Below are 22,917 nucleotides of genomic sequence, written 5' to 3' on the forward strand. Positions count from 1 at the left end.
ATCACTGCTCCGCGAGAACCGCCAGCTCCGCGAGGACCCGGGGATTCGCGAGGATGCGGAAATGCCCTCCGGTCTCCAGCCGGACGTTCTTCGCCCCCGGCAGCTCGCTCCCCTCGGGGATGTGCGGATCGAACTCGGCGTAGATCGACACGATCCGCTCGTTGACGGTGCGCTGCCGAGCCAGGCCCACGATCGACGGGTCGTCAGGTGAGAAGGCGCGCAGAGTCCGGGAGAGCATCAGACGCGCATACCGGGAGCCGCCGAACGGCGTGGCGACCGCGAGCATCGCACGCACGCGCGCTCCGGCCGGTCCGGTCATGACGAGCTTGCCGGCGAGTCCGCCCTTGCTGTGCGCGACGAGGATCACGTCGGTGAGGTCGTGCTCCTCCAGGAACTCGGCGACGCTCTGAGCCATGTCGACCACCGGGCGCTGGTTGCGGCGCAGGGCGTCGACGACGTGCACGGCGTGTCCGCGCGCGTGCATGGCGGTCACCAGGGGCTGCAGGAACTTCCACGTCTCGTACACGCCGGGAAGCACGACGATGTCCGCCGCCGTGCCCGTCGAGAAGGTTCCGGGGTCCGTCCGGTCGAACACGGCCCGCACCTGCCAGTAGCCGGCATAGGCGTAGTCGGCCGCCCACCAGGCGAGTCGTCTCAGGAATTCGATGTCGTCCTCCCCCGTCGGGTCCCGCCGGCCTCAGCCGACGCGGGCCACGTCCCGTCCGTATGGGTCCGGATCGCGGCCGCCACCGTCTTCGGCGCGGACTCCTGCACCACGTGGTGATGACCGGGGATCTCGATGAGGCGCCCCACCCCCGCGGCATCGCGCAGCGACCGGCACCACGCCCGACCGGCCACGGGATCGGCTCCCCCGCGCATCACCAGCACCGGCATCGGGAGCGAACGGAGCCGGAGCTTCAGCGGATAGGCGAGCATGTGGCGCACCTGCAGCAGGTACCAGCGCGGACCGCAGCGCAGGTAGTCGGTGAACACGAGCGTGTTGATCCGCGGCGACTCCCCGAGCGTGTCGATGGCCAGAGCCCGCGCCTGCGCCCCGATCGTGCGATGCCGATCGTCGACGACGGGGCCGATCAGGACGACCGCGCGCACCTTCTCCGGTCGCTGCGACGCGGTCTCCACGACCCACTGAGCGCCCATCGAGTGTCCGACGAGCACCAGCTGCTCCTCCCCCAGCCGGGCGACCACCTCCGCCAGGCCGGCGGCCATGCGCACGACATCGAGGTCGGCAGGCGGCTTCGGGAGGCCGCCGAACCCCGGCAGATCCACCGACACGACCCTGGTCTCCCGCGCGAGCTCGCGATGCAGTCGCGTGAGGTAGCGGTGCGACATCCCGATGCCGTGCACCAGCACGATCGCCGGCGCCGTCGAACCCCAGGGACGCGAGCTCTCGGTCAGCGCGAACGTGAGTCCGGAGACGACGACCTGGCGGCGAGAGGGCATGACGGGAAAGCTACCCGAAGCGGACGACGCGCGGGAGCGGGTTGACGCGACCCTCCGGGTACGACAGAGGGGCGGAGCCGAAGCCCCGCCCCTCCGGACGCATCGCGTCAGACGCCCGCCTTGTAGATCGGCGCCGCGCCACGGATGGCGTCGCCGACCTTGTGCACGCGGAGGTCGTTCGTCGAGCCGACGATGCCGGGAGGGGATCCGGAGATCACGACGACCTTGTCCCCTTCCTCGGCGAGACCGTTCTGCAGCAGGTAGTCGTCCACCTGGTGGTACATGAGGTCGGTGTGCTGCACCATCTCGACCAGCGTGGAGCGGATGCCCCAGGTGAGCGCCATGCGGCGGCGGATGTCCGGCTCGGGCGTGAAGGCGATCATCGGGATGCGCGACCGCAGGCGCGAGAGACGACGAGCCGAGTCCCCCGACTGGGTGAACACGCACAGGAACTTGGCGTCGACGAACTCGGCGACCTCGAGCGCCGCCAGGGTGATCGCGCCACCCTGGGTGCGCGGCTTCGTGGTGAGCGGCAGGATGCGCTCGAGCCCGTGCTCCTCGGTCGACTCGATGATGCGGGCCATGGTCTCGACGACCACGACAGGATAGTCCCCGACGCTGGTCTCGCCGGACAGCATCACGGCGTCCGCGCCGTCGAGGACGGCGTTGGCGACGTCCGAGGTCTCCGCACGCGTCGGGACCGGGCTGTTGATCATGGACTCGAGCATCTGGGTCGCGACGATGACCGGCTTCGCGTTGCGACGGGCCAGCTCCACGGCGCGCTTCTGCACGATCGGCACGGCCTCGAGCGGCAGCTCCACACCGAGGTCGCCACGGGCGACCATGATCGCGTCGAAGGCGTCGACGATCTCCTCGAGCGCGTCGACGGCCTGCGGCTTCTCGACCTTGGCGATCACGGGGACCTTGACGCCCTCTTCGGCCATGATCTCGTGCACACGGGTCACGTCGGCGGCGTTGCGCACGAAGGACAGGGCGATCAGGTCGGCGCCGATGCGCAGACCCCAGCGCAGGTCCTCCTCGTCCTTCTCGCTCAGAGCGGGCACGTTGACCGCGACGCCGGGCAGGTTGATGCCCTTGTTGTTGGACACGGCGCCGGCGACGACGACCCGGGTGGTGACCGTGACGCCGTCGGTCTCGACGACCTCCACGCGGACCTTGCCGTCGTCGATCAGGAGGAAGTCTCCCGGCTTGACGTCGTTCGGCAGTCCCTTGAACGTGGTTCCGGAGATCTCCTTGTTCCCGATGATGTCCTCGGTGGTGATCTTGAAGATGTCGCCCTTGGCGAGCTCGTACGGGCCGCCCTCGAACTTGCCGAGGCGGATCTTCGGTCCCTGCAGGTCGACGAGGATCGCGACGGCACGGCCGGCGTCGTCGGCCGCACGACGCACGTTGGCGTAGTTGTTCTCGTGCACGGAGTAGTCACCGTGGCTGAGGTTCAGGCGGGCGACGTCCACCCCCGCATCGATCAGTGCGCGCACCGTCTCATAGGTGGAGGTGGCGGGGCCCAGGGTGGCGACGATTTTCGCGCGTCTCAAAGATTGCTCCAGGGTAGAAGTGGGGGATGTAGATCAGGCGACGGTGCCGGCCTCAGCCTACGCGGGCTGGAGTCCGATCGCGACATCGCTGGGGCGCACCGGCTCCGGAAGCACGGTCGTGCCCATGAGGAACCGGTCGACGTTGGCGGCGGCCGCGCGGCCCTCGGCGATGGCCCAGACGATGAGCGACTGGCCGCGCCCTGCGTCGCCGGCGACGAACACGCCGGGGACCGTCGACTCGTACGACGCGTCGCGCCGGAACGAACCGCGCTCGGTCACCTGCGGACGCGTGTCCTCGGTGTACCCGTCCTGCTCCGGGCCGGTGAAGCCCATCGCGATCAGGACGAGGTCCGCGGGGATCTCGCGCTCGGTGCCGCTCTTCGGGACCCGACGTCCGTCGACGTACTCGGTCTCGGCCACGCGCAGGGCGCGGACCTCTCCGACCTCGTTCGCGAGGAACTCGACCGTGGACGCGAGGAACACCCGCTCCCCGCCCTCCTCGTGCGCGGAGGAGACCTCGAAGAGGGTCGGCATCATCGGCCACGGCTGGTGGTCAGGACGCGCGTCCCCCGGCTGCTTGCCGATCGCGAGGTTGGTCACGCTGAGCGCGCCCTGTCGGTGCGCCGTGCCGATGCAGTCCGCACCGGTGTCGCCGCCGCCGATCACGATGACGTGCTTGCCCTCGGCCGAGATCTGGTCGGGCACCTTGTCCCCCGCGACCGCGTGGTTGGACTCGACCAGGTACTCCATGGCGAAGTGGACGCCGTCCAGGTCGCGTCCGGGGATCGAGAGATCCCGCGGGACGGTCGAGCCCGTGGCGATGACGACCGCGTCGTAGCGGGCACGCAGGTCGGGCCAGGAGATGTCCTTGCCGATCTCGACGCCGGCGCGGAAGCGCGTGCCCTCCTCCTGCATCTGGCGAAGACGCGACTCCAGCTGGGCCTTCTCCATCTTGAAGTCGGGGATGCCGTAGCGGAGCAGCCCGCCGATCCGGTCGTCGCGCTCGAAGACGGCGACGGTGTGCCCCGCGCGCGTCAGCTGCTGCGCGGCGGCGAGCCCGGCAGGACCCGATCCGACGACGGCGACCGTCTTGCCGGTGAGGCGCTCCGGCGGCTCCGGCTCGACCCAGCCCTTGGCGAAGGCCTCATCGATGATGGAGACCTCGACCTGCTTGATCGTGACCGGCGGCTGGTTGATGCCGAGGACGCACGAGCTCTCGCAGGGCGCCGGGCACAGCCGCCCGGTGAACTCCGGGAAGTTGTTCGTGGCATGCAGCCGCTCGATGGCGGCGCGTCCTTCGCCGCGCCAGGTCAGATCGTTCCACTCCGGGATCAGGTTGCCCAGGGGGCATCCCTGATGGCAGAACGGCACCCCGCAGTCCATGCAGCGCCCCGCCTGACGGCGGAGGACCTGCTTGTCGCCCGGCTCGTAGACCTCTTTCCAGTCCATGATGCGCACCGGCACCGGACGTCGTGCGGGAAGCTCCCGCTCGGTCACCTTCAGAAAGCCTTTGGGATCAGCCACCGGTCACCTCCAGGATGCGGTTCCACACGATGTCGCCGTCGGGGTCGATCCCCTCGGCCAGCGCCTCCTCGCGCATGCTCCGCACAGCGGCGAAGTCGCGAGGGAGCACCTTCACGAACTCGGACGCGCTCTCCTCGAAGCTCTCCAGGAGAGCGGAGCCGCGCGGTGAGGCGGTGCGCTCGACGTGCGTGAGCAGCAGGCTCCGCAGCACCTCGAGATCCGCGCGGTCGAGCGGTTCGAGCCGGAGCTCTCCACTGCCGAGCGACTGCGCGTTGACCTTGCTCGGGTCGAGCGCGTGCACGTACGCCACTCCCCCGGACATGCCGGCGCCGAAGTTGCGGCCGGTCGAGCCGAGGATGACAGCCAGGCCACCGGTCATGTACTCGAGCGCATGGTCTCCCACGCCCTCCACGACCGCGGTGGCACCCGAGTTGCGCACGAGGAATCGCTCACCGACGACGCCGGACAGGAACATCGTCCCCGAGGTCGCCCCGTATCCGATCACATTGCCGGCGATGACGTTCTCGTGCGGCGCAATCGACGACCCGCGCGGCGGACGGACCGTGATGTCGCCACCGGAGAGGCCCTTGCCGACGTAGTCGTTCGCATCGCCCTCGAGCCGCAGGATGATGCCGGGCGGCAGGAACGCGCCGAGCGACTGCCCGGCGGTCCCGTGCAGCGTGACGTCGATCGTGCCCTGCGGCAGACCTGTCGCACCGTGGCGGGAGGTCACCTGGTGGCCGAGCATGGTGCCGACGGCGCGCTCGGTGTTCGCGATCGGCAGCTCGACGACCACGGGTTCGGCGTTCAGCAGGGCGCTCTTGGCGATGTCGATCAGCTGCACGTCGAAGTGCTTCTCGAGCTCGTGATCCTGCGACCGGGCGTTGCGACGCGCCTCGCCGGCCGGGAACGCCGGCCCCTCCAGCACGGGGCTCAGGTCGAGTCCCTCGGCCTTCCAGTGCTCGACCGCGGCGTCGACCTCGATGAGGTCCGCACGGCCGATGATCTCGTCGAGGGAGCGGTACCCGAGCTCCGACAGCAGCTCGCGCACCTCCTCGGCGATGAACTCCATGAAGTTCACGACGAACTCGGGCTTGCCCGTGAACCGGTCGCGCAGGACCGGGTTCTGGGTGGCGACGCCGACCGGGCACGTGTCCAGGTGGCACACGCGCATCATGATGCAGCCGCTGACCACGAGCGGAGCGGTCGCGAAACCGAACTCCTCCGCTCCGAGCAGGGCGCCGATGACGACGTCGCGCCCGGTCTTGAGCTGACCGTCGACCTGCACCACGACGCGGTCGCGCATCCCGTTGAGCATGAGCGTCTGCTGCGTCTCCGCGAGACCCAGCTCCCAGGGGGTGCCGGCGTGCTTGAGCGAGTTCAGCGGGCTCGCACCCGTGCCGCCGTCGTGGCCGGACACCAGGATCACGTCGCTGAGCGCCTTGGCGACGCCTGCGGAGACCGCGCCGATACCGGACTGGCTGACCAGCTTGGTGTGGATGCGCGCCTCGGGGTTCGCGCGTTTCAGGTCGAAGATGAGCTGCTTGAGGTCTTCGATCGAGTAGATGTCGTGATGCGGCGGCGGTGAGATGAGTCCGACGCCCGCCGTAGCGTGGCGGGTCCGCGCGACCCAGGGGTACACCTTCGTCGGCGGCAGCTGACCGCCCTCACCGGGCTTGGCACCCTGGGCGAGCTTGATCTGGATGTCGTCCGCCTCGGTGAGATACAGGCTCGTGACGCCGAACCGTCCGGACGCCACCTGTTTGATCGCGCTGCGCCGCTCGGGGTCGACCAGCCGGTCGGGGTCTTCGCCGCCCTCACCGGTGTTGGACTTGCCGCCGATGCGGTTCATCGCGATCGCCAGCGTCTCGTGCGCCTCCTTGGAGATCGAGCCGTAGCTCATGGCTCCGGTCGAGAAGCGCTTGACGATCGCCGACACCGGTTCGACCTCGTCCAGCGGGACGGGCTTGCGGGTGCCGGTCCGCAGCTGGAAGAGGCCGCGCAGCGTCTTCAGCTCCGCCGCCTGCTCGTCCACGAGCCTGGTGTACTCGCGGAAGATGTCGTACCGGCGGGTGCGGGTGGAGTGCTGCAGCTTGAACACCGTCTCCGGGTTGAACAGGTGCGGCGAGCCGTCACGACGCCACTGGTACTCGCCACCGGTCCAGAGCCGCTCGTGCGCGCGTGCCGCGGCGTCCTCCGGATAGGCGTAGTCGTGGCGCGCCTGGTTCTCGGCGAAGATCTCCTCGATCCCGATGCCGCCGAGCTTGGACTCGGTGCGCGTGAAGTAGGCGTCGATGAACTCCTGGCTGAGACCGATCGCCTCGAACACCTGGGCTCCCGCATACGACGACACGGTCGAGATGCCCATCTTCGACATGATCTTCAGCACGCCCTTGCCGAGCGCGTAGATCAGGTTCTTGACGGCCTTCTCCGGCGAGATGCCGGTGATGTAGCCGGTGCGCACGAGGTGCTCCACCGTCTCCATCGCGAGATACGGGTTCACCGCGGAGGCGCCGTAGCCGATCAGCGTCGCGACGTGGTGGACCTCGCGCACGTCTCCGGCCTCGACGATCAGACCGACCTTCATCCGGTTCTCGCGGCGGATGAGGTGGTGGTGGATCGCGGAGACCATGAGCAGCGACGGGATCGGGACGAGATCCTTGTTCGAGTCGCGGTCGGACAGGATGATGAACTCCGCGCCGTCCTCGATGGCCTGATCGACCTCGGCGCACATCTCGTCCAAGCGGCCGGCGAGAGTCTGAGGGCCGGCGTCGAAGTGGTACAGACCACGGATCGTCGCACTCGACCTTCCCGGCATCGCCTTGTCGATGTGCCGGATCTTCGCGAGCTCGTCGTTGTCGATCACGGGGAAGTCGAGCGACACCGTGCGTGTGTGCTCGGGACCCCAGGACAGCAGGTTGCTCTCCGGCCCGAGACCGAGCTTGAGGCTGGTGACGACCTCTTCGCGGATCGAGTCGAGCGGCGGGTTCGTCACCTGCGCGAACTGCTGGGTGAAGTAGTCGAACAGCAGCCGTGGACGCTTGCTGAGCACGGCGATCGGCGTGTCGGACCCCATCGCGCCGAGCGGCTCGACACCCGTCTGCCCCATCGGGGTCAGCAGGATGCGCACCTCCTCCTCCGTGTAGCCGAAGGTGCGCTGACGACGCGTGATGGATGCGGGCGGGTGCACGATGTGCTCGCGCTCCGGAAGGTCGGCGAGCCGCACGGCGCCGGCGTCGAGCCATTCCTGCCAGGGGTGCATCGTCGACAGCTCGCGCTTGATCTCCTCGTCCTCGACGATGCGACGCTGCGAGGTGTCGACCAGGAACATCTTGCCCGGCTGCAGCCGACCCCGACGCTTGATGCGCTCCGGCTCGAAGTGCAGGACTCCGGTCTCGGAGCCGATCACGACGAGGCCGTCGGTCGTCTCGGTCCAGCGCCCCGGGCGCAGACCGTTGCGGTCGAGGGTCGCGCCGACGAGGGTGCCGTCGGTGAAGATGAGGGCGGCCGGACCGTCCCACGGCTCCATCTGGTTGGAGTGGTACTCGTAGAACGAGCGCAGCTCGGGCGTGATGTCCGCCTGCTTCTCGTAGGCCTCGGGGACCATCATCATGATGGCGTGCGGCAGGCTGCGCCCGGTGAGCGTCAGCAGCTCCAGCACCTCGTCGAACGAGGCGGAGTCGCTCGCACCGTCGGTGCAGATCGGCAGCAGCGGCGTGATGTCGCCGAGCAGCTCGGACTCGAGCTGGGACTGTCGCGCCCGCATCCAGTTGCGGTTCCCGCCGACCGTGTTGATCTCACCGTTGTGCGCGAGCATCCGCAGCGGCTGCGCGAGCGGCCACGACGGGAAGGTGTTCGTCGAGTAGCGGGAGTGGACGACGGCCAGCTCGGAGGCGAAGCGCTCATCCTGCAGGTCGGGGTAGAACGGCTCCAACTGGAGCGTCGTGACCATGCCCTTGTAGCCGAGGGTGCGGCTCGACAGGGAGACGAAGTAGGCGCCGAGCTCGTGGCCGGCGCGCTTGCGCAGGCGATAGGCGACGCGGTCGAGGGCGATCCCGGTGAGCGGGGCCTCGGAGTGCGTGGATCCGCCGGCGCTGACGAACAGCTGCTCGAAGGCGGGACGGGCCTCATCGGCCAGCTTGCCCAGGTTCTCGTTGGCCGTGGGCACTTCGCGCCAGCCGAGGACCCGGAGCCCCTCTGAGCGGGCGATCTTCTCGATGCCGGCCTTCTGCTGGCGGCGCTCGCTCGAGTCGCGGGGCAGGAAGGCGAGTCCTGCGGCGTACTCCCCCACGGGCGGCAGTTCGAAGCCGGTGACCGCGCGGAGGAAATCGTCGGGCATCTGGGTCAGGATGCCGGCACCGTCTCCGGTGCCCGCGTCGGAGCCGATGGCCCCGCGGTGTTCCAGGTTGCGCAGGGCCTCGAGGGCCAGCGCGATGATGTCGTGCCCGGCTTCGCCGCGCAGCGTCGCGACCATGGCCAGGCCGCAGGCGTCCTTCTCGAACGCCGGGTTGTACATGCCCTGCTTCGGGGGGTATGCGCCGGAGGCGCCGTAAGGGGGCTGGAAGTACACCAGTTACCGTCCTCAGATCTTCGAGTGAAACCCGGGGACGTCGTCGGCCCGCTCGTTCAGTGCAATGGTTCTCCCGCCGCGAGGCGGCGTTATCGGGAGCCGTCCTCGCTCGTGGGAGCAGTGCTTGTGGCGGTGGCTCCTGCGGTGACTTCATCGGTCGGAGGCTCGCTCACGTCCACGAAATCAGAGGGATTGTCCTGCGATTGTACATCAGCGTCGGACAGGGTCTTCTCACGCCCGGGCTGGTACGGCGAGGGCTCGAGCCCGGGGTGGCGCCGCGTCTGGACGATCAGGATCACGATGCCGACCACGACGCCGAGGATCGCTGCCCACACGTTGCTGCGCAGGCCGAGGATGATCTCGCTCGGGTCGATGCGGATCGACTCCCAGACGATGCGTCCGGCGCTGTACCAGATGAGGTAGACCGCGAACAGACGCCCCCACTGGAAGAAGAGCTTGCGTCCCAGCCACAGCAGCACGAGCACCCCGAGACCGTTCCAGAGGACCTCGTAGAGGAAGGTCGGGTGGAACAGGGTGCCCTCGGGAAGACCGGGAGGGAAGGCGGAGTTGTCCGAGGGGATCTCCAGCCCCCAGGGCAGGTCGGTCGGCAGGCCGAAGAGCTCTTTGTTGAACCAGTTGCCGAAACGGCCCATGGCCTGGGCGAGCAGGAGTCCGGGCGCGAGTGCGTCCGCGAAGGTCCAGAAGCGGATGCCCGTCCAGCGGCAGCCCAGGTACGCGCCGATCGCGCCGCCGATCAGGGCGCCGAAGATCGCGATGCCGCCCTCCCAGATGGCCCACACCGAGCCAGGCTCGAACGGGTTCCAGGTGTTCCTGCCCTCGCCGAAGTAGAAGTTCGGGTGGGTGAGCACGTGGAAGATGCGCGCGCCGATGATCGCCAGCGGCACGGCCAGGATCGAGATGTCGATCACGACCCACGGCTCCGCCCCGCGCTTGGTGAGGCGTCGGTTGGTCAGCAGCGTCGCCGCGATGATGCCGGCGATGATGCACAGCGCGTAGATGTGGATGCGGATGCCGGGCCACACGTCGAAGTAGGAGACGGGCGGGCTCGGGATGCTGGCGAGCACGCCGGTGACGGTGCTGTGGAGCGCGAGTGACATGAGTGCGATTCTAGTTCTCGGTATCGGGGCGTGCCGACGCGGTGCCGGCGGCCAGGGTTCGGGTGACGTCGGCGAGGGCTTCCACCCCGCCGTCGCGGAGAGCGCGGACCAGGGCGGTTCCGACGATCGCGCCGTCGGCGTACTCGGAGACGCCGGCGATCTGCTCGGCGGTGGAGATCCCGATACCCACACAGGCCCGTCGGGCACCGTGCGCGCGCAGGCGACCGACGAGGGTGCGGGCGGCGCGGTCGAGTTCGGCCCGCTCCCCGGTGATGCCCATGGTCGAGACCGTGTAGACGAACCCGGTGGACGACTTCACCACCAGATCGAGGCGTTCATCCGACGAGGTGGGGGCGGCGAGGAACACGCGGTCCAGGCCGGTCCGCTCGCTGGCGGCGATCCACTCCGCCGCCGCGTCAGGCGTGATGTCCGGCGTGATGAGTCCGGCTCCCCCGGCGGCGAGCAGATCGTCGGCGTAGCGGTCGACGCCGTATTGCATCACGGGGTTCCAGTACGTCATGACGAGGACCGGGACGTCGGTCGCCGCCGTGATCGCGCGGATCGCGGTGAACAGATCGGCCATCCGGAATCCCGCGGCGAGAGCCTTGGTCGTCGCCTCCTGGATGATCGCGCCGTCCATCACCGGGTCGCTGTACGGCGGGCCCAGCTCGATGATGTCGACGCCGTTCTCCGCGAGGGCGATCGCCGCCTGGATGCTCGTCTCCAGGTCGGGGAAGCCGACGGGGAGGTAGCCGACGAAGGCGCTGCGACCGGCGTCCTGCGCCTTCTGGATCGCCTGTTCGATGCGGCTCACAGCTGCGGCTCCCCCTTCGATGCCGACGCCTCGGCGTCGCTCTCCTCGGACACGTCATGCGCGAGAGCGGCCTCGTCGTAGAGCTCGAAGTACCGAGCGGCGGTGTCCATGTCTTTGTCTCCGCGACCCGAGAGGCAGACGGCGATCAGTCCGTCCGGCCCGAGCTCCCGGCCGATCCGGAGCGCTCCGGCGAGGGCGTGGGCGGACTCGATCGCGGGGATGATCCCCTCGGTCCGGCTGAGCAGGCGCAGCGCCTGCATCGCCTCGTCGTCGGTCGCCGGGATGTACTGGGCGCGTCCGATGTCGGCCAGCCACGAGTGCTCGGGGCCGACGCCGGGATAGTCGAGACCGGCGGAGATCGAGTGCGACTCGATGGTCTGACCGTCCGCGTCCTGCAGCACGTAGGTCTTCGCGCCGTGCAGGACACCGGGGCGTCCGCGCTCGATCGACGCCGCGTGCTTCTCGGTGTCGACGCCGTCACCGGCAGCCTCGACGCCGTAGAGCGCGACGCCCTCGTCGTCGAGGAAGGCATCGAACATGCCGATGGCGTTGGAGCCGCCGCCCACACAGGCGACGACCGCGTCGGGAAGGCGTCCGACCTCATCGAGCAGCTGTGCCCTGGCCTCTTCGCCGATGATCTTCTGGAAGTCGCGGACCATCGCCGGGAAGGGGTGCGGGCCGGCCGCGGTGCCGAAGATGTAGTTCGTCGTCTCGACGGATGCCACCCAGTCGCGGTACGCGTCGTTGATCGCGTCCTTGAGCGTGCGGGACCCGGAGGTGACCGCCACGACCTCGGCGCCGAGCAGGCGCATCCGGGCGACGTTGAGCGCCTGGCGCTCCGTGTCGACCTCGCCCATGTAGATCGTGCAGTCCAGTCCGAACAGCGCCGCAGCCGTCGCCGTCGCGACGCCGTGCTGACCGGCGCCGGTCTCGGCGATCACCCGCGTCTTGCCGAGGCGCTTGGTGAGCAGCGCCTGGCCCAGGACGTTGTTGATCTTGTGGGATCCGGTGTGGTTCAGGTCCTCGCGCTTGAGGAAGATCCGGGCGCCGCCCGCGTGCTCCGCGAAACGCGGGACCTCGGTGATCGCCGAGGGGCGCCCCGCGTACGACGACAGCAGATGAGCGAGCTCGCCGCGGAACGCCGGATCGACGATGGCGTCCTCGTAGGCGGCTGTCAGCTCGTCGATCGCCGCGATCAGGGATTCGGGCATGTACCGCCCGCCGAATTCGCCGAAGAAGGGTCCGTGCTGATCGCGCAGACTCACCTCGCCGTGGTCGGTGGCTCGCATCATGCCTCCAGGAAGCTCTTGAGGGTGGCGACGGGATCGCCCGTGACCAGGGCCTCGCCGATCAGGACGACGTCGGCTCCGGCCGAGCGGTAGTGCGTGACGTCGGCGGGTGTGAGCACCGCGGACTCGGCGATCTTGATCGCGGTGTCCGGGATGCGCTCGACCAGTCGCCCGAACAGATCGCGGTCGAGCTCGAGCGTCTTCAGGTCGCGCGCGTTCACGCCGATCAGGGGGGCGCCGAGGTCGATCGCCGCCTCGAGCTCATCGGCGGAGTGCGTCTCGACGAGCGGGGTCATGCCCAGCTCGGTGATGAAGCCGAACAGGTCCCGCAGGACGGCCGGTTCGATGCCCGCCACGATGAGCAGCACCAGGTCGGCTCCGGCCGCGCGGGCCTCCAGCACCTGGTAGCGGGTCGCGATGAAGTCCTTGCGCAGGACGGGCAGCGAGACGCGGGCGGTGACGGCTTCCAGGTCGGCGAGGCTGCCGCCGAAGCGGCGCTCCTCGGTCAGGACGCTGATCGCGGAGGCACCGCCGATCTCGTACAGAGACGCCTGCAGCGCGGGATCGGGGATCTCCGCGAGAGCACCGCGGGAGGGAGAGGCGCGCTTCACCTCGGCGATGATCTTCACGCGATCGGCCGGTGCGAGGGCGGCGAGGGCGTCCTTCGCGGCAGGACGCGCGAGCGCCTGCCTCTCGACATCGGCCAGCGGGCGCGACAGAGCACGACGCTCGGCGTCTGCGACTGCGCCGGCCGTCAGGTCGGCGAGGACCATTAGTGCGCCTTCGGAGCGTACTTCGGACCCTTCACGCCGTAACCGGCCTTGGAAAGCACCCAGCCCACGATCGCGCCGATCGGGATGAGGGCGACGGACACCCAGACGAGAGCCGGCTGCTCGAAGCAGAACGCCACGGTCGCCGCCGCGAAGCCGACGAGCATGATGATGACGGCGGTCCAGGCTGCAGGCGAGTGTCCGTGGCCGGGGTCGGCGATGGGGTTGGTCATGTTCTCCTCCGGGGGACGGCGTGCAGTTCGGGTTCAGTCTATCGGGGTCAGCGCGTGGGATCGGTTCCGCGCGACAGCTCGTCCCAGGAATCGACCGCATCGACGGGGCCGTCGTGCGGCGTCTCGGCATGATCGGTGCGGTACCGTCGCCCGCCGGCCTTCCACCCGCGCCAGGTCACCAGCACCAGGATGGCGGCGGCGAGCAGGATCACCCAGCCCCCGAGCGCGATGTACGGCCACGCGGAGGGGACGATGGAGGCGACGACCTCGTGCGTGGCGTCGCTCCCGGCCAGACCGGTGACCTCCGTCACGGTCGCGGCGACCGCATCGAACGGTTCGGCGATCAGCAGCTGCAGCGTCGACCAGCCCAGGAACAGGGCGGTCGCCGCCGCGAGCACGCCGAAGACGAGGCGCACCGCCTTGCCGGCGATGGACATCGCGGCGCCGAGCGCCAGCACCGCGAGACTCAGCGGGGCGAGGAGCACCAGGGCGGAGGCTCCGGGCACCAGGATCGCCTCGCCCGCGTCGACCCGTTCGACCGTGAGCCACGTCTGCGTCGACGAGATGATGCCGATGGCACCCGCCAGGAGAAACCCGGAGACCGAGAGCGCGCGGCCGCGCCGAGCGATGGTCATGGCTGATCCGTCCCCTCGACCGCACCCAGGTCGGTCGTGTCGAAGCAGGTGCGCGTGCCCGTGTGGCAGGCAGGACCGGTCTGGGCGACCAGCAGCAGGATCGCATCGCCGTCGCAGTCGAGACGCGCCTCGTGCACCACCTGGATGTGCCCGGATGTGTCGCCCTTGCGCCAGTACTCCCGGCGCGAACGCGACCAGTACGTGGCTCGCCCGGACGTGAGGGTGCGCCGGAGCGCCTCCTGATCCACCCAGGCGAGCATCAGCACCTCGCGCGTGTCCCACTGCTGCACGATCACCGGGGCGAGGCCGTCGGCGTTGAACGCGACCTGTGCGATGCGCTCCTCCACGGAGCCGGCCGGATCCTCGGACATGTCCTTCGCGTTCATCGGACCACCACACCTTCCGCGCGGAGCGCGTCCTTGACGTCGCCGACCGTGAGCGCCCCCGTGTGGAACACACTCGCGGCGAGCACCGCATCCGCGCCCGCCTTGATCGCGGGCGCGAAGTCCGCGGCGCGACCGGCTCCGCCTGAGGCGATGACGGGCACGGAGGCCGCCTCGCGCATGAGACGCACGAGTTCGAGGTCGAACCCGTCGCGCGTGCCGTCCGCGTCGATCGAGTTCACGAGGAGCTCTCCCGCGCCGCGCTCGGCCGCCTCGCGGGCCCAGTCCAGCGCATCCAGCATGGTCTGGGTCCGACCGCCGTGCGTCGTGACGACGAATCCGGAGTGCGTGGTCGGCGCGCGCTTCACGTCGAGCGACAGCACGAGCACCTGCGCACCGAAGCGATCCGCGATCTCGCCGATCAGCTCGGGGCGCGCGATCGCCGCGGAGTTCACCCCGACCTTGTCCGCCCCGACGGAGAGCAGGCGGGCGACGTCGTCGACGCTGCGCACTCCCCCGCCGACGGTCAGCGGCACGAAGACCTGCTCGGCGGTGCGCTGCACGACGTCGTACGTCGTGGCTCTGGCATCGACCGTCGCGGTCACGTCGAGGAAGGTGATCTCGTCCGCGCCCTGCGCGGCATAGTGCCTGGCCAGTTCGACGGGGTCGCCCATGTCGCGCAGGTTCTCGAAGTTGACGCCCTTGACGACGCGGCCCTCAGCCACGTCCAGACACGGGATGACGCGGCTGGCGAGCGTCATCACAGCCTCGCGTTGTGGATCGCGGTGACGAGGATCGCCCGCGCGCCGAGCGCGTAGAGGGCGTCCATCACCGGATTGACCCGCGCGCGGGCCACCATGACGCGGACGGCGACCCATTCCGGATCGCGCAGCGGAGACACGGTCGGCGACTCCACGCCCCCCGCGATCTTCACGGCGTCGTCGAGGAGAGCGACAGGGAGGTCGTAGTCGATCATCACGTACCGGCGGGCGACCATGACGCCGCGCAGACGACGCAGCAGCGTCTCGGCTCCGTCGGCGTCCGCGGGGCCGGCGATCAGGACGGCCTCGGACTCGAGGATCACGGGGCCGAACACCTCGAGGCCCGCCTGCCGGAGCGTCGTCCCCGTCTCCACGACGTCGGCGACCGCATCGGCGACGCCCAGCTGCACGGCGGACTCCACGGCGCCGTCGAGGGGCACCAGATCGACGGCGATGCCGCGCTGATCCAGAAAGGCGTCCACGAGGCCGGGATACGAGGTCGCGATGCGCAGGCCGTCGAGCTCCTGCACGTCGGTGTAGCGTCCGGTGGGCGCCGCGAACCGGAACGTGGAGCCGGCGAAGCCGAGCGCCTCGATCTCCCTGGCACCAGGCATCCGCGCGTCCAGCAGCAGGTCACGACCCGTGATGCCGACGTCGATCGCGCCGGAGCCGACGTAGGTGGCGATGTCCTTGGGACGGAGGAAGAAGAACTCGACGTCGTTCTCGGCGTCGATCACATGGAGGGTCTTCGGGTCGCGTCTACCGGCGTAGCCGGCCTCGGCGAGCATGTCGGCGGCGGTCTCGGAGAGCGAGCCCTTGTTGGGAACGGCGATGCGCAGCATGGATGGCTTTCAGTTCGAGGAGATCGGAACGGAGCGCATCACAGATGTCGGTAGACGTCCTGCAGGCTGAGCCCCTTCGCGAGCATCATCACCTGCACGTGGTACAGCAGCTGCGAGATCTCCTCCGCGGCCGCCTCGTCGGACTCGTACTCCGAGGCCATCCACACCTCGGCGGCCTCTTCCACGATCTTCTTGCCGATCGTGTGCACGCCGCCGTCGAGCTCGGCCACGGTCCCCGATCCCTCAGGACGGGTCTCGGCCTTGACGCTGAGCTCGGCGAACAGCTCGTCGAAAGTCTTCACGATTCCAGGCTAGCGGCTCTGGCGAGGTCTCTGAGCCGGGAGACGGCCGCCTCGACGTCGTCGGCGCCGTAGATCGCCGAACCCGCCACGAACGTGTCGGCCCCCGCCTCGGCGGCCATCCCGATCGTCCGGTCCGAGATCCCGCCGTCGACCTGCAACCAGACCTGCGACCCCCGCCGCTTGGCCTCCTCGGCGAGAGCGCGCAGCTTGGGCATCGTCTCCGGCATGAACCCCTGCCCGCCGAAACCGGGCTCGACCGTCATCACGAGGATCTGGTCGAACTCGTCGAGGACCTGATAGAGCCCCTCGACAGGTGTCGCCGGCTTGACGGCGACACCGGCCCTGGAGCCGATGTCCCGGAGCCGTCGCGCGAGGGACACGGGATCGGCGGCTGCCTCGAGATGGAACGTCACGCTCGCGGCTCCGAGCTCCGCGTAGTCCGGCGCCCAGCGCTCGGGATCGGTGATCATCAGGTGGACGTCCAGCGGGATGGGGCTGGTCGCCTGGATCCGCTCGACCATCTGCGTGCCGAAGGTGAGGTTGGGCACGAAGTGGTTGTCCATGACGTCGACGTGCGCGAAGTCCGCCGTCGCGATGCGGGCGAGGTCGGCCTGCATGTTCACGAAGTCGGCGGCGAGGATGCTGGGGTTGATGCGCGGGGCGGGGGGCAGTTCCACGGTCCTAGTCTTCCTTCCCTGAGGCGTTCACGGGCTCGACGCGCTTGAGCAGCGCCAGGAACATCGCATCGGTGCCGTGGCGATGCGGCCACAGCTGCGCGCTGCCGGTGCCGGCGCGGCCTTCGTCCGCCAGATCGATCGGCGAGCGGGAGACGTCGGCGATCGTGGCGCGCGCGTCGAGCTCGACGATGTCGGAGCGGCCTCGGAGCACCTCCTGCACCACGCCGGTGGTCTCCGCGAGATGAGGCGAGCACGTCACGTAGGCGACGATCCCGCCCGGGGCGAGCGCGTCGAGGGCCGCGGACAGCAGGTCGGTCTGCAGCGGCACCAGCTCGGCGACATCGGCCGGCGACTTCCGCCACCGCGCTTCCGGGCGCCGTCGCAGCGCACCCAGACCGGTGCAGGGGGCATCGACGAGGATCCGGTCGAACTCGCCGGGGCGAGAAGCCGCGAGCTCGCGACCGTCCTGCTCGTGCACGACGATCTCACCGGGGACGGCGCGCAGAGCCTTGCGGACGAGACGCGCGCGCACCGGGACGATCTCGTTCGCCTCGAGAGTCGCCCCGTGCTGCCGGGCGATCGCGGCCAGCAGCGCCGTCTTCCCACCCGGCCCGGCACAGAGATCGAGCCACCGCTCCCCTGCGCCGATCGGGGAGGCTGCCGTCAGCGCCAGCGCGACCAGCTGGGATCCTTCGTCCTGCACCCGGATCGTGCCGCCGGAGGCCTCGACCGGGCCGCGGGGGTCCCCGCCGGGCGACGCGAACGCCGTCGGAGCGTACGGGAGCCGGGGCTCTCCCGGGTCGGCGAGACCAGGAAGTGCGACGAGAGTCACCTCGGGCGAGGCGTTGTCGGCTTCGAGCAGCGACTCCAGCTCCTCGCCGCGCCCTTCGGCGATCAGTGCCCGACGCAGGGCCCTGATGACCCAGACCGGATGCGCCGAACGGAGGGCCAGACGCTCGTCGTCGGACCGCGCCTGATCCTCGATGCGGGCCTGCCAGGTCTGCTCCGAGTCCCGCGTGATGCGGCGGAGGACGGCGTTGGTGAAGCTCGCGGCACCCCGTCCGGACACCGTCGCGACGAGGTTCACCGACTCGTTCACCGCCGCATGCGGGGCCACGCGCGTCGCGAGCAGCTGATGCACGGCGAGGCGCAGCGCGTCGAGGACGGCCGGATCGATGCTGTCGGTCGTGCGGTCGGCCGCCGCGGCGATGATCGCGTCGTACGTCCCCAGCCGCCGCAGCGTCCCATAGGTGAGCTCGGTCGCCAATGCGGCATCCTGTGCGTTCAGGCGCGCCTCGGCGATGGCCGGCGGAAGCACGAGGTTCGCGTAGGCATCCGTCTCCGACACAGCCCGCAGCACGTCGAAGGCGACGCGTCGAGCCGGCTGGACCGTGCGGGTCTGGCCGCGCTGCTCCGCGCGTCGTCCTTCGTGGGTCTTCCGTCCCTGCGCCCGAGGCGCTCGGCGTGTCCGGTCTTCGTTCCTCATGATCCCGCCCTCAGGTCGTCCGCGCCGCGCTGACCACGCCACCAGTCGACCGCGTTCATCGCCGCACGGCCGGCCGGCTGGACCCGCGTCACCGCGAGCGGTCCGGATGCGGTGCCGATCAGCACGGCCGACTTCGTCCCGCGGAGCTGCCCGGGAGCGAGCGGCTCCGCATCCGCTGCCGGCGCGGCCTCGAGCACCTTCAGGGACTGCCCGCCCACCGTCGTGTGCGCGCCCGGCTCCGGCGTGACGCCGCGGAACCGCGCGTACACGGCGTCGAGCGGCAGGTTCCAGTCCAGAAGGCCGTCGCCGTGGGAGAGCTTGCCGGCGAACGTCGGCTCTCCCGTCTGCGGCGCAGCTGCCGCTGTGCCGTCGGCGATCGCGGCGACCACATCGGCGGTGAGGTCCGCGCCGTCGGCGGCGAGGATCTCGAGGGCCTCCCCGGCGGTGGCCGTGTCCGGGACCGCGACGACCCGCCGGGCGAAAACGTCGCCGGCATCGAGCTCGGCGACGAGCTGGAAGACGCTCGCACCCAGCTCGCGGTCGCCCGCGATCAGGGCGCGCTGCACGGGAGCGGCGCCTCGCCACGCCGGCAGCAACGAGAAGTGCAGGTTGATCCAGCCCGAAGCGGGCACGGAGAGCAGGGGCTCACGGACCAGCCCGCCGTAGGCGACGATGACCCCCAGATCCGGCTGCAGCGCCGCGATCTCCGCCGTCGCGGCGTCGTCGAGCCGCGCCGTCCTGATGATCGGCAGGCCGAGTTCGACGGCGGCCTGCGCCACGGGCGACGGCGTCAGCACGCGCTTGCGGCCGAGCGGCGCATCGGGGCGCGTCACGACGGCGACGATCTCGTGAAGCGTGGCCAGACGGCGGAGGGTGGGCACGGCAGCAGCGGGCGTGCCGGCGAAGACGAGGCGCATGAAGGTTCTCCGGAAGGGTCAGAGCTCTGGATCGAGGATATCGAGACGAACCGAGAGAGTGCTCTTCGTCGCGCGGCCGCGCGCTCGCCGGCCGCTCACGGCTTCCGCGACGACGGCGGCGCGCAGCGCTGTCGCCACCCGGGGGCCCGCGCCGTAGTCGAACCGCACGAGAGCCCGCACCCGCGGGGGCACGTCGTCGGAGTCGACGGGGACGGGACCGAGCACGGCGTCCGGAGGGAGGCTGAGCTCGTCGAGGGCCGCGAGAGCCCGACCGACCGCGGGCACCGAGCCCTGCACGAGCGCGACCCTGGTCGTCGGCGGCATGTGCAGCGGCGCCCTGCTCTCGAGCTCCGAGCGGGCGTAGGCGGAATGATTCCACGTCGCCAGCGCCTTCGCGACCGCGCCGTTCACGCCGACCAGGTGGATCGGCGCTCCCGGGGCCGCGAGAGCAGCCGCGTTCGACCACCAGCGCAGGCACGACTCGCCGATCCGCAGGTCAGGGGCTTGCAGCATACGGGGACCGTCGAGCAGCACCACCGCGCGGTATCCGCCCTCGGCGAGCGGCTCCGCTCCCCTGGTCGCGACCACGAGTGCGGGCTTGCCGCCCACGCGCTCGACGGGATGCGCGCCGTCGGCGACGATCACGCGCACGCCGGGGAACGCCCGTCCCAGCTCGTCCGCGGTGCGTTCACTCCCCGACGATGCGAGGCGGACCTTCGTGGAGGAGCACACGGGGCAGGACCAGGAGCTCGCGCCGCGTCCGCACCACCCGCAGACGGGCACGGCTCCACGGTGTCGGGCGCCCAACGGGCCGCCGCAGTGCGCACACCGCGCCGGCGCCCGGCACTCCGCGCACACCAGGGAAGGCGCGAAACCCGGACGGGACACCTGGATGAGGACGGGCCCCTCGGCCGCGGCGTTGCGAGCGGCGAGGAAGGCCGAGGATGGCATGCGCTGGGCGGTCGGCTGCTCCATCTCCTGCGGAGTGCTCAGCAATACGCGCGGGAGGATACGACGCGCCGCCCTGACGTCGCGCAGCCACCCGATCTCCACCAGACGCTCCACCTCGGTCGTGCGGGTGTGCCCCGCGAACAGCAGCGCCGAGCCCTCGAGCTCCCGGCGGACGAGTGCGGCATCACGCGCGTGGACGTACGGAGCGAGCGGCTCGCCGAGCAGCGAGTCGCCGTCGTCCCAGATCGCCACCAGACCCGCACGCACGGGAGCGTAAACCGCGGACCGGTTGCCGACGACGATGCACGGCGCATCCTCGAGGGTGCGCAGGAAGGCGCGGTAGCGGTCCGGATTCGTCTGGCGGGAGTCGTGCCGAACGATCGCCTCGGCCGGGACGAGCGACGCGAGAGCGGCGAGCAGACGGTCCAGATCGCGATGATCCGGCACCACGAGGATCGACGACTTCCCCGCAGCGAGCATGCGCGCCGCCGTGGCTCCGAGCAGGCGCGTCCAGCCAGGCACGTCGTCGGAGAGCTGCGGGATCGCCTCGACGGCCGCACGACCTCCCTCGTCGAGCACCTCGTCCAGCCCGTCGTACGTGCCGGTGATCTCTGCGGCTGCCGCGAGTGCGTCCACAGAGGGGACGACCGCGGACGCGTCGGCGGTCCAGGCCTTCTCGACGCGCACCTGGCGTTTGGGGATCACGAGCCGGAGAACGTCCGAGGCCGAGCCGGCCGCCCGATCCGCGACCCGCCGCGCAAGGGTGTGCAGGCGCTCCGGGAGTACGGGCACAGGCGACACCACGCTCTCGACCTCGGACAGGGGGCGGTCGGCATCATCCTCGGTGTCGATGTCGACGATGTAGCCGTCGATCACCCGTCCGGCCGTGCGCAGCGGGACGCGCACGCGCACGCCGCGATCCACCTCGCCGAGCTCGGCGGGAAGCGCGTAGTCGAACAGACGGTCGAGCTGCGGCAGGGGCGAATCGAGGAGCACGCGCGCGATGCGCCGGCTCTCCGGGGACATCAGGACCGCGGCCCCATCAGAGCCCGGCAGCGCGGCGCAGCTCTTCGATGCGGTCGGTGCGCTCCCAGGTGAAGTCCGGCAGCTCGCGTCCGAAATGACCGTACGCGGCGGTCTGGGCGTAGATCGGGCGCAGGAGGTCGAGCTGCTCAATGATCGCCTGCGGACGCAGGTCGAACACCTCGGTGATCGCGCGCGTGATGGCCTCGTCGGACACCTTGCCGGTGCCGAACGTCTCGACGTAGAGCCCGACGGGACGCGCGACGCCGATCGCGTAGGCGACCTGCACCTCGAGCCGGTCGGCGAGCCCCGCGGCCACCGCGTTCTTCGCGACCCAGCGCGTCGCGTAGGCGCCGGAGCGGTCGACCTTCGACGGGTCCTTGCCGCTGAAGGCGCCGCCGCCGTGACGTGCCGCACCGCCGTAGGTGTCGATAATGATCTTGCGCCCGGTGAGTCCGGCGTCTCCCTTGGGACCGCCCGTGACGAAGGGTCCCGCGGGGTTGATGTAGTAGGTGACGTCCGCGAGGTCGAGGCCGGTCGTCTCGAGTACGGGATCGATCACGTGCTCGCGCACCTGCGCCTGCAGCTCGCGCTGCGAGATGTCGGGATGGTGCTGGGTGGAGACGACGACCGCGTCGATGGTCTTCGGTGTGAAGCCCTCGTAGCCCAGTGTCACCTGGGTCTTGCCGTCCGGACGAAGGAAGGGCAGCGCTCCGCTGCGGCGCACCTCTGTCAGCCGCTCCGCGATGCGGTGGGCCGTCCACGCCGCCATCGGCATCAGCTGCGGGGTCTCGTTGGTCGCGAAGCCGAACATGATGCCCTGGTCTCCGGCGCCGAGGCCGTCGAGCGGGTCGACGGATGAGCCGTCGCGGTGCTCCTGCGCGCTGTCGACCCCGTGCGCGATGTCGGTCGACTGCTCCCCCACCGAGACGCTGACTCCGCAGGAGTCACCGTCGAAGCCGGTCTCGCTCGACGTGTAGCCGATGCCGTTCACGACCTGTCGGACGATCGTGGGGATGTCGACGTATGCGTCGGTGCGGATCTCACCGGCGACGTGGACGAGTCCGGTGGTGACCAGCGTCTCCACGGCGACGCGAGAACCGCGGTCCTTGGCCAGGAGTCCGTCGAGGATGCTGTCCGAGATCTGGTCGCAGATCTTGTCCGGGTGCCCTTCGGTGACGGACTCGGACGTAAACAGACGCAGGGCGCTCATCGGTACTCCAGAACGGGATGGACAGAGGGAGGGTGTGAACCCATTCTGGACCGCGCCTCCGACAGGGCGGGAGGCGCGGTCTCGAATATCACTCCGCGTGACGCAGGCGGAGCTTGTCCTCGTTGATCTCGTGCAGCGCGATGGTGAGCGGCTTGTCCTCGACGGACGAGTCCACGAGCGGGCCCACGTTGTCGAAGAGGTTTCCCTCGTGCAGGTCGGAGTAGTAGTCGTTGATCTGACGGGCACGCTTGGCGGCGTAGATCACGAGCTCGTACTTCGAGTCGACGCGGTCGAGCAGGTTGTCGATGGGGGGATCGATGATTCCGTTGTTGTGTCCGGCCATGGTGAGACCTCCAGATCAGGCGACGTGATCGTCGCGAAGACGGTGCGAT

General features: G+C 70.0%; 21 protein-coding genes. All 21 read right to left on the bottom strand.

Going from position 1 to position 22,917, the window contains the following annotated elements:
• Window position 1: 1 nt before the first annotated feature.
• The 21 genes from F6A08_RS11405 to rpoZ all read right to left on the bottom strand — a co-directional run bounded on the left by F6A08_RS11405 (window position 2) and on the right by rpoZ (window position 22,868).
• Window positions 2-604: an esterase/lipase family protein gene (locus tag F6A08_RS11405; protein WP_225855813.1), complete on the bottom strand. Its 603-nt coding sequence runs from the start codon at window positions 602-604 to the stop codon at window positions 2-4.
• A gap of 50 nt (window positions 605-654) precedes the next feature.
• A complete protein-coding gene (locus F6A08_RS11410) occupies window positions 655-1,461 on the bottom strand; it encodes an alpha/beta fold hydrolase (RefSeq protein WP_151459490.1) in 807 nt (268 codons plus the stop codon).
• Window positions 1,462-1,568: 107 nt separating this feature from the next.
• A complete protein-coding gene (gene pyk / locus F6A08_RS11415) occupies window positions 1,569-3,017 on the bottom strand; it encodes a pyruvate kinase (protein WP_017202130.1) in 1,449 nt (482 codons plus the stop codon).
• Window positions 3,018-3,074: 57 nt separating this feature from the next.
• Window positions 3,075-4,541, bottom strand: a complete 1,467-nt coding sequence (locus F6A08_RS11420) for a glutamate synthase subunit beta (protein WP_151459491.1) — start codon at window positions 4,539-4,541, stop codon at window positions 3,075-3,077.
• Window positions 4,534-9,057 (bottom strand): glutamate synthase large subunit, encoded by a 4,524-nt coding sequence (gene gltB / locus F6A08_RS11425; RefSeq protein WP_100248731.1) that lies wholly within the window; start codon window positions 9,055-9,057, stop codon window positions 4,534-4,536. Before gltB ends, F6A08_RS11420 begins: the two co-directional genes overlap by 8 nt.
• A gap of 143 nt (window positions 9,058-9,200) precedes the next feature.
• Window positions 9,201-10,229, bottom strand: coding sequence for a prolipoprotein diacylglyceryl transferase (gene lgt / locus F6A08_RS11430; protein WP_017202133.1), 1,029 nt, complete (start codon window positions 10,227-10,229; stop codon window positions 9,201-9,203).
• Window positions 10,230-10,239: 10 nt separating this feature from the next.
• The gene (trpA, locus tag F6A08_RS11435) at window positions 10,240-11,043 is read right to left on the bottom strand and encodes a tryptophan synthase subunit alpha (RefSeq protein WP_017202134.1); all 804 of its coding nucleotides are present in this window, start codon (window positions 11,041-11,043) and stop codon (window positions 10,240-10,242) included.
• Complete coding sequence (trpB, locus tag F6A08_RS11440) at window positions 11,040-12,332, bottom strand: tryptophan synthase subunit beta (RefSeq protein WP_225855841.1); 1,293 nt, start codon at window positions 12,330-12,332, stop codon at window positions 11,040-11,042. The genes trpA and trpB overlap by 4 nt, the downstream gene beginning before the upstream one ends.
• Window positions 12,332-13,105: an indole-3-glycerol phosphate synthase TrpC gene (gene trpC, locus F6A08_RS11445; protein WP_151459492.1), complete on the bottom strand. Its 774-nt coding sequence runs from the start codon at window positions 13,103-13,105 to the stop codon at window positions 12,332-12,334. The genes trpB and trpC overlap by 1 nt, the downstream gene beginning before the upstream one ends.
• Window positions 13,105-13,335, bottom strand: coding sequence for an HGxxPAAW family protein (locus F6A08_RS11450; RefSeq protein ID WP_017202137.1), 231 nt, complete (start codon window positions 13,333-13,335; stop codon window positions 13,105-13,107). The genes trpC and F6A08_RS11450 overlap by 1 nt, the downstream gene beginning before the upstream one ends.
• A 47-nt stretch (window positions 13,336-13,382) precedes the next feature.
• Window positions 13,383-13,970 (bottom strand): Trp biosynthesis-associated membrane protein, encoded by a 588-nt coding sequence (locus tag F6A08_RS11455; protein WP_124895544.1) that lies wholly within the window; start codon window positions 13,968-13,970, stop codon window positions 13,383-13,385.
• The gene (hisI, locus tag F6A08_RS11460) at window positions 13,967-14,356 is read right to left on the bottom strand and encodes a phosphoribosyl-AMP cyclohydrolase (RefSeq protein ID WP_225855814.1); all 390 of its coding nucleotides are present in this window, start codon (window positions 14,354-14,356) and stop codon (window positions 13,967-13,969) included. The genes F6A08_RS11455 and hisI overlap by 4 nt, the downstream gene beginning before the upstream one ends.
• The gene (gene hisF, locus F6A08_RS11465) at window positions 14,353-15,114 is read right to left on the bottom strand and encodes an imidazole glycerol phosphate synthase subunit HisF (protein WP_151459493.1); all 762 of its coding nucleotides are present in this window, start codon (window positions 15,112-15,114) and stop codon (window positions 14,353-14,355) included. Before hisF ends, hisI begins: the two co-directional genes overlap by 4 nt.
• Window positions 15,114-15,956, bottom strand: coding sequence for an ATP phosphoribosyltransferase (hisG, locus tag F6A08_RS11470; protein WP_017202141.1), 843 nt, complete (start codon window positions 15,954-15,956; stop codon window positions 15,114-15,116). Before hisG ends, hisF begins: the two co-directional genes overlap by 1 nt.
• 38 nt (window positions 15,957-15,994) lie before the next feature.
• Window positions 15,995-16,258, bottom strand: coding sequence for a phosphoribosyl-ATP diphosphatase (locus tag F6A08_RS11475; protein WP_017202142.1), 264 nt, complete (start codon window positions 16,256-16,258; stop codon window positions 15,995-15,997).
• Entirely contained in the window at window positions 16,255-16,935 is a 681-nt protein-coding gene (gene rpe / locus F6A08_RS11480) for a ribulose-phosphate 3-epimerase (protein ID WP_124895545.1), read from the bottom strand. Before rpe ends, F6A08_RS11475 begins: the two co-directional genes overlap by 4 nt.
• A 4-nt stretch (window positions 16,936-16,939) precedes the next feature.
• Window positions 16,940-18,421 carry an RsmB/NOP family class I SAM-dependent RNA methyltransferase gene (locus F6A08_RS11485; protein WP_151459494.1) on the bottom strand — a complete coding sequence of 494 codons (1,482 nt, stop codon included), beginning with the start codon at window positions 18,419-18,421 and terminating at the stop codon, window positions 16,940-16,942.
• Window positions 18,418-19,338 (bottom strand): methionyl-tRNA formyltransferase, encoded by a 921-nt coding sequence (gene fmt / locus F6A08_RS11490; protein WP_151459495.1) that lies wholly within the window; start codon window positions 19,336-19,338, stop codon window positions 18,418-18,420. The genes F6A08_RS11485 and fmt overlap by 4 nt, the downstream gene beginning before the upstream one ends.
• An 18-nt stretch (window positions 19,339-19,356) precedes the next feature.
• A complete protein-coding gene (locus F6A08_RS11495; protein ID WP_151459496.1) occupies window positions 19,357-21,315 on the bottom strand; it encodes a primosomal protein N' family DNA-binding protein in 1,959 nt (652 codons plus the stop codon).
• 16 nt (window positions 21,316-21,331) lie between these two features.
• Window positions 21,332-22,525 (bottom strand): methionine adenosyltransferase, encoded by a 1,194-nt coding sequence (gene metK, locus F6A08_RS11500; protein ID WP_151459497.1) that lies wholly within the window; start codon window positions 22,523-22,525, stop codon window positions 21,332-21,334.
• Between the two features lie 88 nt (window positions 22,526-22,613).
• A complete protein-coding gene (gene rpoZ, locus F6A08_RS11505; protein WP_017204385.1) occupies window positions 22,614-22,868 on the bottom strand; it encodes a DNA-directed RNA polymerase subunit omega in 255 nt (84 codons plus the stop codon).
• Window positions 22,869-22,917 lie beyond the last annotated feature (49 nt).

The sequence above is a fragment of the Microbacterium algeriense genome (assembly GCF_008868005.1).
Lineage (GTDB): Bacteria > Actinomycetota > Actinomycetes > Actinomycetales > Microbacteriaceae > Microbacterium > Microbacterium algeriense.

What these genes read in the sequence shown, in the direction of transcription:
- trpB (WP_225855841.1), bottom strand. Translation starts at nt 12,332, where the DNA reads ATGCGAGCCACCGACCACGGCGAGGTGAGTCTGCGCGATCAGCACGGA.
- fmt (WP_151459495.1), bottom strand. Translation starts at nt 19,338, where the DNA reads ATGCGCCTCGTCTTCGCCGGCACGCCCGCTGCTGCCGTGCCCACCCTC.
- F6A08_RS11450 (WP_017202137.1), bottom strand. Translation starts at nt 13,335, where the DNA reads ATGACCAACCCCATCGCCGACCCCGGCCACGGACACTCGCCTGCAGCC.
- hisF (WP_151459493.1), bottom strand. Translation starts at nt 15,114, where the DNA reads ATGACGCTCGCCAGCCGCGTCATCCCGTGTCTGGACGTGGCTGAGGGC.
- F6A08_RS11455 (WP_124895544.1), bottom strand. Translation starts at nt 13,970, where the DNA reads ATGACCATCGCTCGGCGCGGCCGCGCGCTCTCGGTCTCCGGGTTTCTC.
- gltB (WP_100248731.1), bottom strand. Translation starts at nt 9,057, where the DNA reads ATGTACAACCCGGCGTTCGAGAAGGACGCCTGCGGCCTGGCCATGGTC.
- trpC (WP_151459492.1), bottom strand. Translation starts at nt 13,105, where the DNA reads ATGGTCCTCGCCGACCTGACGGCCGGCGCAGTCGCAGACGCCGAGCGT.
- F6A08_RS11485 (WP_151459494.1), bottom strand. Translation starts at nt 18,421, where the DNA reads ATGAGGAACGAAGACCGGACACGCCGAGCGCCTCGGGCGCAGGGACGG.
- lgt (WP_017202133.1), bottom strand. Translation starts at nt 10,229, where the DNA reads ATGTCACTCGCGCTCCACAGCACCGTCACCGGCGTGCTCGCCAGCATC.
- F6A08_RS11495 (WP_151459496.1), bottom strand. Translation starts at nt 21,315, where the DNA reads ATGTCCCCGGAGAGCCGGCGCATCGCGCGCGTGCTCCTCGATTCGCCC.
- hisG (WP_017202141.1), bottom strand. Translation starts at nt 15,956, where the DNA reads ATGCTGCGCATCGCCGTTCCCAACAAGGGCTCGCTCTCCGAGACCGCC.
- F6A08_RS11410 (WP_151459490.1), bottom strand. Translation starts at nt 1,461, where the DNA reads ATGCCCTCTCGCCGCCAGGTCGTCGTCTCCGGACTCACGTTCGCGCTG.
- rpoZ (WP_017204385.1), bottom strand. Translation starts at nt 22,868, where the DNA reads ATGGCCGGACACAACAACGGAATCATCGATCCCCCCATCGACAACCTG.
- metK (WP_151459497.1), bottom strand. Translation starts at nt 22,525, where the DNA reads ATGAGCGCCCTGCGTCTGTTTACGTCCGAGTCCGTCACCGAAGGGCAC.
- hisI (WP_225855814.1), bottom strand. Translation starts at nt 14,356, where the DNA reads ATGAACGCGAAGGACATGTCCGAGGATCCGGCCGGCTCCGTGGAGGAG.